The organism is Flavilitoribacter nigricans DSM 23189 = NBRC 102662, from assembly GCF_002646595.1.
GTDB lineage: Bacteria > Bacteroidota > Bacteroidia > Chitinophagales > Saprospiraceae > Flavilitoribacter > Flavilitoribacter nigricans.
This window is the reverse complement of the sequence record NZ_PDUD01000022.1, coordinates 166,932-183,378: the sequence shown is the minus strand read 5'-3', so window position 1 is coordinate 183,378 and position 16,447 is coordinate 166,932. Positions and strand designations below refer to the sequence as shown.

The window sequence follows — 16,447 nt, the reverse complement described above, 5'->3', positions numbered from 1 at the left end:
GGCAATGTCAATTACAATAGCGAGCCAAAGGCCGCTTTGTACTCGAATATTTAACTTACTGAATGATCTTGGGGCATTGAACTTGCTATTGCTATTGCTATTGCCATTGCAATTTTACATTCAATTACCACCGCGGCAATACCCGTTTCCAGTTCGGATCGATATGTTTTTGCATTTCCGCTTCGTCGTCCCGTTTACGGTAGGGGATAGTGCGGTAGCGTTCTTTGCCGCGCTCCAGCTGGTCGTAGTCCAGTTCGACGCCCAAACCGCCCCGGTCGGGGATCACGACACAGCCACCCTCAATCGGTACGCGGCCGCCGAGTACCACCTCATCTTTTGCCGACTGCCAGGGATAATGCGTATCACAGGCGTAAGTCAGATGCGGGGTGGCGGCGGCTACGTGGGCCATAGCCATCAGCGATACCCCCAGGTGACTGTTGGAGTGCATGGACAGGCCGATATTAAAGGTCTCCGCCAGCTTGGCCAGATGCTGTACCTGCCGCATGCCGCCCCAGTAATGGTGGTCACACAAAATGATCTGAACGGCATCCTTTTCCACCGATTCGGGTATATGACCGAAGGAAGTAACGGCCACATTGGTTGCCAACGGCACATCGATGCCTGCGTCCAGTAACTGTCGGCGTACGGCCGACATGCCGTCGATGCCGGCGGTTGGATCTTCCAGATAGCCGCCACCGGAAAGTTCTTTGGCCAGGGCTTTGCCGACCTGTACGGAAGTATCTACCGACCAGGCGGAGTTGGGGTCGATCCGCAGGGGAACATCCGGGCCGAATTCCTGGTACATCTGTTGCACCGTGGCAATTTCCTGCTCGGGATCCAGCACGCCGGCTTTGAATTTAATGGAGCCGAAACCGTAGGTGTCGATCATTTGCTTCACCTGCTGCACCAGCGTTTCCGGGCTAAGGGCCTCACCGTATTCGTCGTCCCGGAGATCGTCGCCCTCACCGCCACCCCCGGCGTGTTTGTAAAAAGGATAAGCCGAAAAAGGGACCCGGTCGCGTACCCGGCCGCCGATCAGGTCGCAGACCGGTACGCCCAGGCTTTTACCGATCAGGTCCAGGCAGGCCACTTCAATGGCCGCGTAGGTGCGGGAACTTTCGTCGAGCGGGTTTTCTCCCGGCACCAGGAAGGTTTGGGAGCGTTCGATGCCCGCCGGTTTAAATTTCATTTCCGGGTTGAGCGTACCCGTGAGGCGGAATGCGTCCGCTCCGATGACCTGATCGCGGATAGCGCGCAGGGCGGCGGCGGGTACTTCGCCTCCGTAGGTTTCGTTGATGCCGATAATACCGTCTTCGCTTTCCAGTTCGATGATGGTGCGTAGGGCGTAGGGCGCGTGTAAGCCGTACGAACTCCGCAAGGGAGGGTCGGCAATAGCAATGGAATGAATCCTAAGGTCTTTTATTTTCATGCAAGTAAAGGTGTTTTTAAATAAGGGGAAACAGGCTGGCCAGGATCATCGTGACGATGAGTCCGGCTACGGCCATGACCGTCATCAGAAAAGAGAAATTCCGGAACGTTTCGCCTTCCGTGAAACCGCTCATCCGGCCGACGATCCAGAAACCGCTGTCGTTCATCCAGGGAAATAGTTTGGAACCGCAACCGATGGCCACCGCCAGGTAAACGGGATGGTAATTGAGCACTCCCTCCGCCCCGAAAGCCGTCAGCATACCCACGGCGGTGATGATCGCCACCGTGGCGGAACCCTGAGCCGTGCGGATCAATGCTGCGATGAACCAGGCCATGGGTAAGGCCAGGATCTGATAATCCGGCGACAGTTCGATCAGCAGGTTGCCGATGGAAGTTTGCTGCAGCATGGCCCCGAAGGCGCCACCCATGGCAGTGATTAGGATGATGATACCCGCACTGCTTACGGCAGCTTCCATGGGCTGTTTCAGGGCTTTCAGCTGGAAATTGAATTGCCGGGAAAGCAGATAGAGTGCGGCCAGGGTCGATATCAGCAGGGCGATTACCGGGTCACCAACCGCACGGAAGACCTCCCGCACACCCGCAGGGATGGGCAACTCCAGATTTTGGGTAATCGTATTACCGGCGATCAGGAGCAGAGGCAATACAATGGGCAAATGGGCGAGAAAGGGGGAAGGCAATTGTTTATTGTCCTTTTCCAGCCAGTTTTTCAGCGTTTCTACCGAAGTAGCGGAAGTATTGCGCAAGGGGATATCCTGCCGACGATTGATCCAAAAGGCGTAGGCCAGACCGGCACCCGATGCAAAAATGCCCACGATGGATCCGATGATCATCATGATGCCAATACCCACACCCAGCGCGCTGGCGGCAAAAAGCGGTCCCGGAGTTGGAGGCACCAGGGAGTGCGCCATGGCTGCCCCCGCCACGATAGCCATAATAAACACGGGAAAGGCCTTGGCTTTACGGATGCCCATGGCCCGGGCCAGTGGGATCATCAGGTAAAAAACAGTATCGAAAAATATGGGAATGGCCAGCGCAAAACTGCTGACCATAAAGGCAAAAGGCGCCCGTTTCTCTCCAAATACCCCGAGCATACTGCGAACGATGCGTTCGGCTCCACCGCTGTCCAACAGGCATTTCCCAATGATGGAAGCCAGGGCGATCAGCAGACCGATCTTTTCGCAGGTATTCCCGAAGGCTGCCGCAATTCTTTTCCCCAGGCTCTGGTCTAACAGATCCTGCACCTGCTCGGGCGAAAAATTCTTGGAAAGTGCGTAAGCCTGCAACTGGGCATCACTGGTCAGCGCGCCAATAACAACGGCACCCAGCAGCAAGGCCAGGATGGGATGCCATTTGGCAACCAGGATCCCCCCTAACACGATAATCAGACCGATCAAGAGCAGGACAAAAGGGTTCATATTGGGTGTTTAGGCGGTTGACCCGGCAACCGGGTAGGTCGCCGGTGTTTAGAGCTTGCACCCAGTAGGACGTATTTCTTGGGGAATTCCTTACACTGTGATTTTTGTGTTAAGGTGTGTTGAGGTGTTGAAGTGGAAATGTGTTAAGGTTAGTCATCGGGTACTGGATCGCAAATGACTGATTTGACGTCCTTCCTGTTACTTCAGGATTAATGGGTTCGTTTAGCAGCTGGTCTCTCGGAATCTTTTTGCCGATTATCAAAATTACACAGCCGGCAAAAGTGTTCGTTAAACGGTGTGTAACCAAAATTTATCAAATAATAATGATCTGATTTTCAGATAAATGACTCTTTTATAAGCCCATCAAACCCAGAAACCAACACACCCCCATTCATCGAATAGCAAAAAGCTGATTTTCAACCAAACAGACCGAACATTCACACATTCACCCTTCAACACTTCAACACATTTTCTCAACTTTCCCGCATCACTTCCACCGGATTCAGCTGCCCGGCCCGGAAGCCCAGTAGGGCGATGGAAAGCCAGCCCAGCAGGAGGCAGGCAAGTCCGGCGATCAGGATGGGGACCGCTTGCAGCGGAATATGGTAGGCAAAATTCTCCAGCCATTTACTGCAGATCCAGTAGGCGGCGCTACCGCCCAGGACGATACCGAAAAGGGTGAGCGCCAGATATTGGCGGTACAGCAGAGACTGGATCTGAAAATTGCCGGCACCGAAGGTTTTGCGGATGCCGATCTCCAACGTTTTCTGTTCCACCAGGAAAAGCATCATGCCGTATAAACCCGAACAGGAGATGAACAGCAGCACGGCGGTGATCATCCGAATAAACCAGCCCATTTGTTGTTCCGAACGGTAGGCATTGTCCATGGCTTCGTCCAGGAAGGTGAAATCGAAGGTTTCGCCGGCGCTGCTTTGTGCCCATTGCTGCTCCAGGCCACTGATGATGCCCGCCATATCTCCCTGCATGCGAATAGCCAGTACGTTTTTCGGTGCACTGGGCACGATCTGCCACACCATCGGGGCGATGGTCTGGTGCATGGATTGAAAGTGGTAATCGGCTACCACGCCGATCACGGGAGCCTCCAGGGTATCCCGGCTGATGCGCTGTAATCGCAGGTCCAGGGCCGAATTTGCGTCCTCCATCCCCAGGCGTTTGGCTGCGGTTTCGTTGAGGATGAATGCGTTACGGATATCCGAATGGATGTCTTCCGAAAAATTGCGGCCCGCGATCAGGTCCACCTGATAGGTGTCCAGAAAATCGGGATCGACGAAGTTGATGTCCATGAGAAAGCCTTGTTCGCTGCTGTCGGTCGGAACGGAAAAATTGGCCTGCGTATGCACACCGTAAATGCCGGATGTGGAGGCCGACAACGCCTTTACTCCGGATACGGTCTGCAGACTTTGTTTCAGGGCCGGTATACGATCCTGGAGCTCCGGACCGGCTACATCCACCAACAGGATCTGTTCTTTATTGAACCCGGGATCTTTTTCCCGCAGGAACTGCAACTGATTGTAAACGATCCAGGCCGAACTGAGGAAAAAGACCGCTACGGCAAACTGAAAGCCCAGCATGATCTTTTTCAGATCGAATTGCAGGTGGAAAAACGGCCGGTTCCTTTTGAGCACTTCGAGGATGGGCAAGCGTGCAAGCACCAGCGCGGGATAGACCGCGGCTACTGCCGCCAGCACCACCGCAAACAACAGCAAACCCGGCCAGAAGAGTAGCTGATTCATCGGGCCGGCGGTGATCTCCAGATCCAGCCAGGTGCCCAGTTGGGGCAGCAGCATTTTGCTCAATCCGGCAGCGGGCAGCAGGGTAAGGGCGATAACGATCAGGGAATCAAAATATTGATTAGTAGCGATCTGCAGGGCGGAAGATCCCATGATCTTGCGGACCGCTACTTCGCGGGAGCGTTTCAGACCCAGTGCGGTAGTAATGTTCACGTAATTGATCATCGCCATCAGCAGCGTGATGATCGCCAGGGCCAGCAAGCTGATCAAGGTGGTCTGGTTTCCTTTGATCGCAACGTCGAACTGGTAGCCATTCTCAAAATACAGTTCCCGGAGCGGCAGGGCATTAAATGACATGACCCGCTGCAACTCTTCGGGCAGGTTTTCCCCGACAAAACTCTCCAAACCGGCAGCGATCTGTTCCGGTCGTTGCCCCGGCTGCAGCCGAAAAAAAGTAAACAGACCCGGCATCAGCGAGGCGTATCCCGGCCGGAAGGCATTTTCAATCTGTCGCATATTGAGCAACATCTGAAAATTGATACTGGAATTGGGAGGAGGATCGGCCACCACGGCGCTGATCTCGACGGCTTCCTGCCGGTCGCCCAGCGTTACCTGCAGCGTTTTTCCAATTGGGTTCTCGTTTGGAAAGTATTTGTCGGCCAGGGTTTTCCGCAGTACGATGCTACCGGGAGCATCGAGTGGATTTTCCCGGTTTCCGGCCAGTACTTCGAAGGAAAATACGTCCAGGAAGCTGGAGTCGACAAAGGTGAGCAGTCCTTCGTCAAAGCGCTGTTCTCCGTGCTGTACCGCAGCGGGCATGGCCCGCATTCGCGCCACCTCCCTGATCCCGGGAACCCGTTCGGCTATTTCCGGCCCCACCTGGAAAGCGGTAGCGGCGTAACGGTTTTGTTGGTTCGGCAGGTCGATGATGGTGTTCAGCCGCACGATCTCATCGGCGTGTTGGTGAAAACGGTCAAAGGAATAATGGTAAGTGATGAAGTGCAGTAAAAGTAAGAAGGTAGTAGTGGCCAGGAACAGCCCGGAAAAACTAATGAGGTACTGGACCCTGAAGCGCCGGAGTTGACGAAACAGGATCAGGATCTGGTGTCTTACAGTCATGTCGGTGATTTTTATAAAGTGGGTGGAGTAGTAGGCACTACCGGCAGGCTTTCCGATCCTATATACTGTTCAGGCATACCGGAACCGGGAGCTTCATAAAAATCATAGATGCAGCGGGAAGATGATTTGGTGTGTAGTGATCTTGAACTCAGCAGTGAGCGTCAGGAAGTTCGGAGTTTGGTGCTCCGAACTTCCCAATTGCTCATTTTCTTAGTTATAGGATGGATCCTGCGTCAAAGTAGGCTGACCGTCGATGTACGAGCGGTCGATCGCTTCGGTCGGGATCGGATAGAATTCATTCTTGCCTTCTACGAAAGTTTTACCCTGGAGATAAACCCGATATCTGGATTCACTCTGCAGATAGTCGTTGAGTACTTCCGCCTGAATGCCCCAGCGCTGCAGATCAAAGAAGCGATGGCCTTCCATGGCGAATTCCAGACGGCTTTCGAAACGTACCGCTTTGCGGGCCATATCCTGATCCGTCCAGGGAGCGGTATACTCGCTGATGGTGTAATTGGCGGCCGGCTCGGAGAGCACGGTGAAACTCTGGCGGCTGTCGGCACCCTGGGTTGCTTTCGGCACAAAGTCTTCCGCATTGGCGGCCCGGGCGCGGATCAAATTGACCAGCTCCTGGGCACGGTCCAGGTTGCCCAATTCCACTTCTACCTCGGCCAGCCAGAGCAGGACCATGCCGTAGCGCATGATGCGGTAGCCATTGGCGGAGAGGTTCCCCCAGCCGTTGATGCCGAAAACTTCGGGCTCGGCTACGTGCTTCATGGAAGAATAAGGCCCGGCGTAAGACAGGTCACGAATAAAATCCGTACCGTGGATCTGGAAATTTTTGTAGAGGATACCCGGCCGGCCGACGGTGTGGTCGAGGCGGGGATCCAGCGGTCCGGTATATTCGGTTTCCCAGGTCACGTTCTCGTCGTTGTAGGAATCCGGCAGCGGGAGACCGTTGGCATCGGTCTTAAAGGCATTGACCAGGTTTTGGGACGCCTGGTAGAACCCGCAGCAACCCCAGGGGGCGATGTATGGGTGTGCCAGACCAACGCCCTGGTTGGCATTGTCTCCCGTAGCGCTACTGACCGTAAACTGGACTTCCCAGATGGACTCGGCGTTGTTATTGGTGCGCACCAGGAAGTTGTCCGAAAATTTAGAGACCAGACTGTATTTGTTGGAATTGATGATGTCTTCCAGCAGCGGTTTGGCTTCCTGCAGTTTGCTGAGGTTGGCATTGCCGTTTTCATCCCAGCCCTGGTACATCTTGGCTTTCGCCAGGAACGCTTTGGCGGCGTAGCTGGTGGGCCGGCCGACCTCAGACTGGGTTTCCGGAAGGACCGCCGCGGCGGCCTCGAAATCCGCTTCGATCTGATCCCAGATCTTACCGTCATTCGGGATCTTCGTACTTTCTACATTGTTGATGTCGTACACGGTATTGTCGATGTAAACCGGGAACTTCCACATTTTTTGTGCTTCAAAATGGAACAGTCCACGCAGGAACCGCGCCTCGGCAATGATCTGCCTTCTGCGGTCTTCTCCGAGCGCTTCCACCGCTTCTGCACTGTTGATGGCATCGTTGGTACGGGCCACACCCTTGTACAAACCTCTCCACTTGTTGCGGATGTGGTTATTGAAGGAGTTGAAGTCGTAGGCCTCGATAAAGGACTGCTCGGGCTGGTCACCGGCATCCGTTCCCTTCAGCGCATTGTCGGAAGCAATACCGCCGAACACCCAGTTGTGGATGTCATTTTCCCAGGGTGCCTGACCGTTAAGCCCGGTACCGTCCACCATGGCGTAGGCTCCCAGCAGAATACCTTCTACCCCTTCCGGTGTTTCCAGCGCCACCGTACTGAACTGCGCCTGGGGAGCTTTGGTTAAAAAGTCATCGCTGCAGGATAGCGCCCCCATGAATACCGCCAGCGTAAATATTATTTTGATAGATCTCATGATCAAAATTTTATTTTTTATTGTAAACTAACATTCAAACCAAAAATGATCGTGCGGGAAACCGGCATATAGCCACCGTCGAATCCGAGGGTGGTATCCGCTCCGGTCTGGATCTCGGGGTTCAGGCCCGAATAATTGGTGATCGTCAGCATATTCTGTCCCTGTACGTAGATCTGTCCACCGCCTAATCCCCATCGCTGGGCCAGGGTAGCGGGCAGGTTGTAGGTGAGTTGCACGTTCTTCAGACGGAAATAACTGCCGTCTTCCAGCAGATAGGTAGATACCCGGCTACTGATCTGATCGTTCGCATCCATGATGGGCGTAGTCGCGTTGGGATTGGCGGCTACCCACTGGGATCTCGGTGCGCTCGGGTTGGAGGGCTGCCAGGCTTCGTATAATGCTCTCCGCGAACGGTTCCCCTGGAAGGAGTTGAAGTCGGCAAAGAAACGGACGTAGTTGAAGACATCATTACCCTGGGATCCGTTGCCGAACAGGGTCAGTTCGAAGTTTTTGTAGCCGATGTTCAGGTTGAGACCGTAGGTATAGTCCGGGTGCGGATTGCCGATCACAGTCCGGTCTTCATCGTTGATCTGACCGTCTCCGTTGACATCCTCGATCCGGAATTTTCCGGGCGCGTTGTAATCTCCGTATTCCGGCCAGGTTTCCACCTCGGCCTGGGACTGGAAGATACCCAGTACGTTAAAACCGTAGAATGAAGAAATGGGATAACCCACCTGGGTAACGGTCATGGACGGCACCCGGGAGCTGTAGCCGAAGATCCGGGATTCTTCCGTATTTAGGGCGTCGATATTGTTGCGATAGGTGGAGAAGTTACCCGTAACGCTGTAGCGGAAATCGCCGAGGTTATCGGAATAGGTGAGCGCCAGGTCCAGTCCCCGGTTGGTCACCTGTCCTACGTTGATTGCCGGCGAGCTACCGTCACCCGCCGTAAAGGTGATCGGCACCTGGAGCAGCATATCGGTGGTGATCCGGTTCCAGAGGTCGAGTTCCAGTTCCAGTTTGTCGTTGAACATGCGGGCATCGAAGCCGAGGTTGTTCGAGGTGGTGGTCTCCCACTTGGCGTTCGGGTTACCGAAAGAAGCATCGCTGAAACCGATATTACTACCGGCTCCGGTAATGGGATAACCCGCGGCGTAGATATTGGAGAGGTAGGTCGTATAGGCATTGTAATCACCGATGTCCTGGTTACCCGTCTGGCCCCATCCGTAGCGGAGTTTGAAATCACTGATAAATGGGAAGGCATTCTGGAAGAAGGGCTCCTCCGTGAGCCGCCAACCCAGACTGAAGGCCGGGAATATGGCACTGTTGGACGCCTGCCGGAAACGGGACGAGGCATCGTTCCGGACGGTGAACTGGGCCAGGTAACGGTCGTTATAGCTGTAGTTGAACTGACCGAACTGGGAGAACAGGGCGTAATCCGTAAAAACGTTGCCGCCGTTGGAAGAGGTAGACGCATCCCCCAGATCGAGATAGCTGATGACGTCCGTTGTCTGGAACGCAAACCGCTGGCGACCGGCACTGAAAAATTCTCCGAATTGCTCAATAGCTTCCACCCCGATGTTGGCATTTAACTGGTGGACGTCGTTGAACGTATGACTGTAATTCAGGGTATTGGACCATACCCACTGGTAGCTGTAGTTATTGGTAGCGCTGGAGCTGTTGATGAAGTTACCCTCCACGTATTCCGGCTGGGGCCGTCCGATATCCCTTCTCCGGGAAGTATTCAGATCGATCCCGAAACTGGAACGTACGGAAAGGTTATCAATGATCTCCAGGTCGGCGTATACGTTACCGAATCCGCGCAGGTTCCAGGTACGATCGTCCTGATCGCGGAACAGGCTGGCGTAGGGGTTGAAGTTGTTCCCCAGGTTGGCGCCCCGGCTACCGGCGAAGTTGCCGGCTATGTCGTAGATCGGCAGAAGCGGGTGGTGTTTGTACGAGCCGGATACGGCATTTTGTTCCTGGTTGTTGCCGAAGCCGCCTTTGCGGTTGCCGAGGGCGAAGGTGAAATTCTCTCCGACCTTCAGGCGGTTGGCTACCGTAAATTCAGTGTTGGCCCGGAGGGATACCCGGTCGTAACTTACAAAACGCGTAATGGCTTCCTGGCTGAAATAGTTAAGGCTGAGGGCATATCGGGCGCTTTCGGTGGCGCCGCTGGCGGAAAGCTGATGGTTGACGATCGGAGCGTTGTCCTGCGTTACTTCTCCCCACCAGTAGGTGTCGGCCGATTCGGTGATGGCGTAGATGTTGTCCGGAGTCAGAGAATACAGACTTTCATCCACCGAATTGGCGCCGCTCGGGAATACGTAGCGCGGAATGGTCACGGAACCGTCCGAGCCGAAGGTATACTGACCGTGTGCCGGGGTTTTGCCGGCGTAAAGATCGGCCAGGTAGAGGTATTCTCCCAGTTCCCGGGCGTTGAGCGACTCGACGTCATTGGTAGCCGATTGCAGCCCGTAGTAAGTACTGTACGAGATCTTGGGCCGGCCGAGTTTACCCTGTTTGGTGGTAATGATGATCACCCCGTTTGCCGCCCGCGATCCGTAGATGGAAGCCGCTGAGGCATCTTTGAGTACCTGTAAAGTTTCAATGTCGTTCGGGTTTAAGGTCGACTGGTTGGTGGAAGGTACCCCGTCAATGATGTATAGCGGGTTGTTGTTACCAATCGTACCGAAACCCCGGATACGAACGGTGGCTTCTCCACCCGGTGTCGCATCGTTCACAATGCTGACGCCCGATGCCCGCCCCTGGAGTTGCTGGGAGAAGGTGGTGGCCGGCACGGCCAGGAGTTCTTCACTGTCGACGGTTGTCACCGCTCCGGTAATATCCCGCTTACTCTGGGCGGTATATCCCGTGACGACGATCTCGTCCAGCAATTGTCCCGGATCGAGCGAGACATCGACCGTGGTCCGGCCACTGACCGGCTCTTCCAGTGCGGAGTAACCGGTGTAGGAAAAGAGGAGCACTTCGTCCGAGGTGGCGTCTAAAGTATAAGTACCGTCAAAGGACGTGATCGTTCCTTTGGAAGTACCCTTGACCAGCACGGAAGCGCCAATCAGCGGTTCTCCGGTTTCCTTGTCCGTCACGACACCGGAAACCTGGGCGACGGTGCTCCCCGCAAAGAGGAGACACAGCCATGTAGTTAGTAAGAGGGTCTTACACAATCTAGTTTTTTCCATAATGGTGTTCAATTTAGTTGACACCTAATGTAAAAAAATAATTATATGTTATTCAATATTAAAATTACTAATGATGAAAAATTGACGAATTATATTTTGTAATTAATAGCTATTGTAAATATTTTTGAAAAAATCGTGCTTAATTCCTAATATTTATGAAATGGGAGGAAAGGAGAAGATTGATCGCTGCAGTTGCCTGACGCTCCCGAATATCTACTGGTCTGCCTCCATAATACCCGAGAGTGTGCAGACGGAGCGGAGAACCAAAGCAGGGTGAGAAAAAATCAACCGCAACAGGGTGGAAATACCGAAATTCTCTATCTTCCAATCATGAAAGCATCATCTTACCTTCCATTGCTCACCGGGGTTTTATTCGCTGCCTGTACACCGGTGGGCGCACCCGCGGGGGATACCGCTGCTCCGCAGGAAAAGTCAAAGAATTACCGGACGTATTGTAATCCGCTAGACATTGATTACACCTATATGTCCCATTACCGGGCCGAGAACAATGTTTCCTATCGATCCGGTGCCGACCCGGCGATCGTGAATTTCAACGGTCGTTTTTACATGTTTGTCACCCGCTCCCACGGATACTGGGCGTCGGACGATATGAGTAACTGGACCTTTATCCGGCCCCAAAGCTGGTATTTCAATGGTTGCAACGCGCCGGCGGCGGCTGTCCGCGACGGTAAGGTGATCGTCCTGGGAGATCCTTCCGGCCGCGGCGCGGTGATCGAAACGGATAATCCGGAAGTAGGGGACTGGACCACAAATTTTGCGGTGATCAATATGCCGAACGGCGTGCAGGACCCCAACCTGTTTGTCGATGACGACGGGAAGGTGTACCTCTACGAAGAATCTTCCAACAAATGGCCCATCCACGGGATTGAGCTGGATGCGGAGAACTACTACGTTCCGGTAGGGGAGCAGACCGATCTGTTCAATCTGGACCCCGAGCATCACGGCTGGGAAAGGTTCGGGCAGGATCACCGTTCGGACATCGGCCCATTTATCGAAGGGCCCTGGATGATGAAGCACGGAGATACCTACTACCTGGAATACGGTGCCCCGGGTACGCAATGGAACGTCTATGCCGATGGGGTCTATACCGCCAAACATCCGCTTGGTCCGTTCGAATACGCTCCCTACAACCCGATCTCCTATAAGCCCGGAGGATTCCTGAAAGGATCGGGCCACGGCAGTACGGTGCGGGATAATAACGGCAATTACTGGCACTACGCGACCATGGCGATCTCGGTCAACTTCAAGTTTGAACGGCGTATCGGCATGTACCCGGCCGGTTTTGAAGATAACGGCCAGATGTACGTCAATACGGCCTACGGCGACTATCCGCACTACCTGCCGGATACCGAAGTGGAAGACCATAAAGAGCGCTTTACCGGCTGGATGCTGCTGTCTTACGACAAACCGGTACGCACCAATTCGAGTCTGGTAGATCAGGAGATCAATGTGGTGGATGAAAGTGAGGAGGGTTATATGCAGGAACAGATCCGGGGATTTGAAGTGGAAAAGATCAACGATGAAGAGATCCGTTCTTACTGGGTTTCGGAAGCGAACAACGACTCCATCTACGTGGAAGTCGACCTGGAAAAGGTTATGGACGTCCGGGCTTTACAGATCAACTTTCAGGACTACCGGAGTGAGATCTTCGGTCGGCCGGATACCCTGCGGCAGCAGTTCCTGATCCGCGCTTCCACCGACGGAGAAAACTGGGAGACGATCGTCGACTATTCGGACAATACCCGGGATATGCCGCACGCTTATCTGGAACTGGAGGAGTCGGTGGCGGCCCGCTACATTCGTTATGACCACATCTACTGTACCAATAAATTCCTGTCTATTTCCGAATTCCGGGTCTTTGGTCAGGGCCGAGAGGCGGCTCCGGCCACACCGGCTAATTTTACGGCCCAACGGCAGGAGGATCGTCGCAATACCGACCTGAGCTGGGATCCGGTTCCGGGCGCAACGGGCTACGTGATCTACTGGGGTATCCGGGAGGATCAGTTGAATCTCTCCGCGCTGATGTACGATAAACCGAACTACGAATTACGTGCCCTGAACACCGATCAGGGATACTATTACCGGGTGGAAGCCTTCAGCGAGAACGGCATATCGGAACGCAGCGCCGTCCTGTTTACGGAATAGTTGTGTGCCGGCTCTAGTGCTCGTAGATCATTTTTCGCGTCATACCGCCGTCGACCACAAAGTCCTGACCGGTAATGAAGCCGCTTTTATCCGAAAAAAGGTATTCGACCAGAGCGGCAATATCCTCGGGCGTGCCGACCCGCCCGACGGGATGCTGTTCGTGGTCGACCGGCCGTAGATTTGCGGGCTCGCGTTCGCTTTGTTTTTGCCAGGGCGTCACATCGATCCAACCGGGACTGATGCTGTTTACCCGCACGTCCGGGCCCAGACTGATCGCCAGCGCGTGGGTCAATGCGAAAATACCGCCTTTGGATGCGGAATAGGCTTCCGTGCCGGGTTCGGACATCAGTCTGCGGGTGGAAGCCAGATTGACGATCGCGCCTTTAGCCTTGCGCAGATGGGGAGCGGCGTATTTTGCGCAGAGAAAAGCCCCGGTCAGGTTGGTGCCGATTACCTGATTCCATTCTTCCAGGCTTAGCTCTTCGAGGGGCTTATTGATGGAGAAACCAGCATTATTCAATAGGTAATGGATAGCGCCCCATTCCGCCAGGACCGTATTGATGGCCTGTTTGACCGATCTTTCGTCCGATACATCGGTGGGAATGAATAGGGCTTCTCCCAGTTCCCGGGCTAAGGCCAGTGCTTCTTCGCCGGCTTCCCGGTCTTTCTCCAGCAGGGCGACCCGGTAATTCCGTCCGGCCAGATACTTGGCGGTGGCGCGACCAATCCCCTGCCCGGCACCGGTAATAATGACAATTGGTGTTTTCATACTGCCAAAACCCCGATGGTATAGTAAAAGTTTACGGCTATCCGGGGCAAAAGATCTGCGTATTGTTAATAGCTGCTTCAGGCTTATACCAACCTGTAGGCAGTTTTAGAACGGCCTGTCGTTCAAATTACAGAGCATCGGCCATGGCAATGGGGAGCTTTTTTCGTCTGAGAGGTGAAAACGAAACGAAATACAACAAAACAAAACGATGAAACCAACCATTAGATCCATCCTCCCGTTATTTTTTCTTTTGATCTTTAATGCCTCCCTGCCGGCCCAGGCGGATGACTTTGCCATCATCAAAGATAGAGTAGTGGCCGAAGTCATGAATACGACTATAGACGACGAGCGGGTCGCCGAAATTCTTACCAACGTTCAGGAAGACGGCAGTTTTGCCGGTATCGATTATTCGGACTTGAGCCGGCGGGCGGGTTTCCCCCACCGGCGGCATACTTCCGATCTGGTTTATCTGGCAAAAGCCTACAAAACGAATTCCTCCGCCTACTACCGCAGTGCCGAGCTGAAAGAGCAGATCATCCTGTTGCTCAAATACTGGGTTGATAATGACTTTTTCGGCGACAACTGGCACAACAACCAGATCAGTACCCCCACCAACCTGGTCAATCTGATGCTGGTGATCGGCGACGAACTTCCGAAAGATCTGGTTGAAAAAGCCCAGCCCATGATTGGACGGGCCCATATGAATGCTTCCGGTGCGCGACCCAGCGGAGACCGGATCGTAATTGCGGGCATCCTGGCTAAAAACCTGTTGTTCACCGCCCAAAAGGAAGCCTTCGACGAGGTGATCCGGATCATTGAAGGGGAGCTGAAGTTCAGCACGGGCAGCCGGGGGATCCAGCACGATTACAGCTTTCACCACCGGGTGGACCGGGTGAACAATACTACTTCCTACGGTTACGGAAAATACGCCAATGCTTTCGGTGAATGGTCCTATTACGTGGCGGGCACCCGATACGCTTTTTCCCGGGAGAAGATCAATCAGCTGGTAGATTATTATCTCGACGGCATCTGTAAACAGCTGGTTTACGGCATCTACGAAGACATCAGTGTGAAGAACCGTTCCATCTCCAATAGATCAACTTTTCAACCCAAGGGACTGGTGGAGATCGAACGCCTGCTGGCCGGGACCGATTACCGGAAGGAGGAACTGGAAGAGGTCCTGAAACTGCGGAAAGGAGAGATCGAACCCAGTCGCTCTTTTGCCAAGTTTTTCTGGCAAACGGAGCATTTCGTCTTTCAGCGGCCCAATTTTTACACCACCGTCCGGATGTATTCCACGCGCAACCGGAATATGGAAGAACCCTACAACGGCCCCGGTAAAACCACGCACCACCGCGCGGACGGGACCAATTACCTCATGCTCAAAGGCGACGAATACCACGATATCTGGCCGGTGTACGACTGGCAGCGCATTTCCGGGACGACCATCCTGCAAAAACCGGAACTGCACGGGATCGATATCATTCAACTCGACGGCCTGACCGACTTCGTCGGCGCGGTAACGGATGAGCTCTACGGGGCGGTCGCTTTTGATTTCCGCAGTCCGCACGACGGTATCACGGCGAAAAAAGCCTGGTTTTTCTTTGACGACGAATACGTCTGCCTGGGCACGGATATTAATTCCCGGAAACGCCTGCCGGTGGCTACCACCATCAATCAGGTCATGATGCGGAGTGATGTGCGGGTCCAGCAGGATGGGCGGGTACAAACACTGGCGAGAGGGGACCACGAACTGAAAGATCTCGAGTGGGCCTACCAGGATCGCGTCGGCTATCTGTTTCCGGAGCCGGTAGATATCAACCTGTCCAATCAGACGGAAACGGGTCGCTGGTCCGATATCACCGATCAGAAGAACATTTCGGAAGAGCTCGTCAGCGAGGAGGTATTTACCCTTTGGTTCGATCACGGGGAGCGACCGAATAATGCCGGCTACCAGTATATCGTAGTGCCGGATGTAAGCGAGGAAGAACTGGCCCGTACCAGCCGGGATCAGCGCGGGATCGAGATCCTGGCGAATTCCGCAACGGTGCAGGCCGTAAAGAGCAATAAACTCAAGCTGGCGCAACTGGCTTTTTATCAGGCCGGATCGGTACAACTGAGCGAAGGCCTGGAGATCAGTATGGACAGTCAGGGCATGGCGATGGCCAAACTGGACGGCGATCGCATTACGGAACTGAGTCTGGCCGATCCTTCCCGGAAATTAGGGCGGATCATGCTCCGGGTATCGGGTATCTACGAAAGTAAAGGGGATCACTTTGTGACTTATCCGGATAAGACAAATAATGAAACCCTGTTTATTGTTGAATTGCCGCAGGACGTATACGCCGGCAAAAGTGTGACGCTGCGGTTCTGATCGTACCTACCTTAGTCTCCCGATCGGTAGAACCGCGAGAATATGGGCCGGTTGGGAGATTAATATTACCGTCAGGGCTGGCATTTCGGGGCTTTACTTCCTTTCGGCAGCCCTGTAAAACAACTGATTTATTCCATCCTTTCCAGTCCAATTAGCTCCTATTTACCCCGTATTCAATCCATTTGCTTAACAAAAGTGAAAATAATAATCGGGCATTTACTTGACAAATGTGAATATAACCATTACTTTTATAA

8 protein-coding genes are annotated in these 16,447 nt (G+C 53.8%); 2 read left to right on the top strand and 6 right to left on the bottom strand.

Annotation, left to right across the window (positions count from 1 at the left end; genetic code table 11):
• Window positions 1-124: 124 nt before the first annotated feature.
• From CRP01_RS17340 to CRP01_RS17320, 5 genes are all read right to left on the bottom strand, one after another.
• Window positions 125-1,429 (bottom strand): enolase C-terminal domain-like protein, encoded by a 1,305-nt coding sequence (locus CRP01_RS17340; RefSeq protein WP_099151339.1) that lies wholly within the window; start codon window positions 1,427-1,429, stop codon window positions 125-127.
• A 16-nt stretch (window positions 1,430-1,445) separates the two neighbouring features.
• Window positions 1,446-2,864, bottom strand: coding sequence for a GntP family permease (locus tag CRP01_RS17335; protein WP_099151338.1), 1,419 nt, complete (start codon window positions 2,862-2,864; stop codon window positions 1,446-1,448).
• Window positions 2,865-3,337: 473 nt separating this feature from the next.
• Window positions 3,338-5,734, bottom strand: a complete 2,397-nt coding sequence (locus tag CRP01_RS17330) for an ABC transporter permease (RefSeq protein WP_099151337.1) — start codon at window positions 5,732-5,734, stop codon at window positions 3,338-3,340.
• 210 nt (window positions 5,735-5,944) lie between these two features.
• On the bottom strand, window positions 5,945-7,684 hold the full coding sequence (locus CRP01_RS17325; protein WP_099151336.1) for a RagB/SusD family nutrient uptake outer membrane protein: 1,740 nt from the start codon (window positions 7,682-7,684) through the stop codon (window positions 5,945-5,947).
• 17 nt (window positions 7,685-7,701) lie between these two features.
• The gene (locus tag CRP01_RS17320) at window positions 7,702-10,884 is read right to left on the bottom strand and encodes a SusC/RagA family TonB-linked outer membrane protein (protein WP_099151335.1); all 3,183 of its coding nucleotides are present in this window, start codon (window positions 10,882-10,884) and stop codon (window positions 7,702-7,704) included.
• A gap of 330 nt (window positions 10,885-11,214) precedes the next feature.
• Here CRP01_RS17320 and CRP01_RS17315 point away from each other — a divergent pair, with 330 nt between their 5' ends.
• Window positions 11,215-13,050, top strand: coding sequence for a family 43 glycosylhydrolase (locus tag CRP01_RS17315; protein ID WP_099151334.1), 1,836 nt, complete (start codon window positions 11,215-11,217; stop codon window positions 13,048-13,050).
• Between the two features lie 13 nt (window positions 13,051-13,063).
• On the opposite strand, the gene CRP01_RS17310 is transcribed toward CRP01_RS17315, so the two are convergent.
• On the bottom strand, window positions 13,064-13,819 hold the full coding sequence (locus CRP01_RS17310) for an SDR family oxidoreductase (protein ID WP_099151333.1): 756 nt from the start codon (window positions 13,817-13,819) through the stop codon (window positions 13,064-13,066).
• 208 nt (window positions 13,820-14,027) lie between these two features.
• On the opposite strand from CRP01_RS17310, the gene CRP01_RS17305 reads away from it, so the two are divergent.
• The gene (locus CRP01_RS17305) at window positions 14,028-16,193 is read left to right on the top strand and encodes a polysaccharide lyase family 8 super-sandwich domain-containing protein (RefSeq protein WP_099151332.1); all 2,166 of its coding nucleotides are present in this window, start codon (window positions 14,028-14,030) and stop codon (window positions 16,191-16,193) included.
• Window positions 16,194-16,447: the final 254 nt, after the last annotated feature.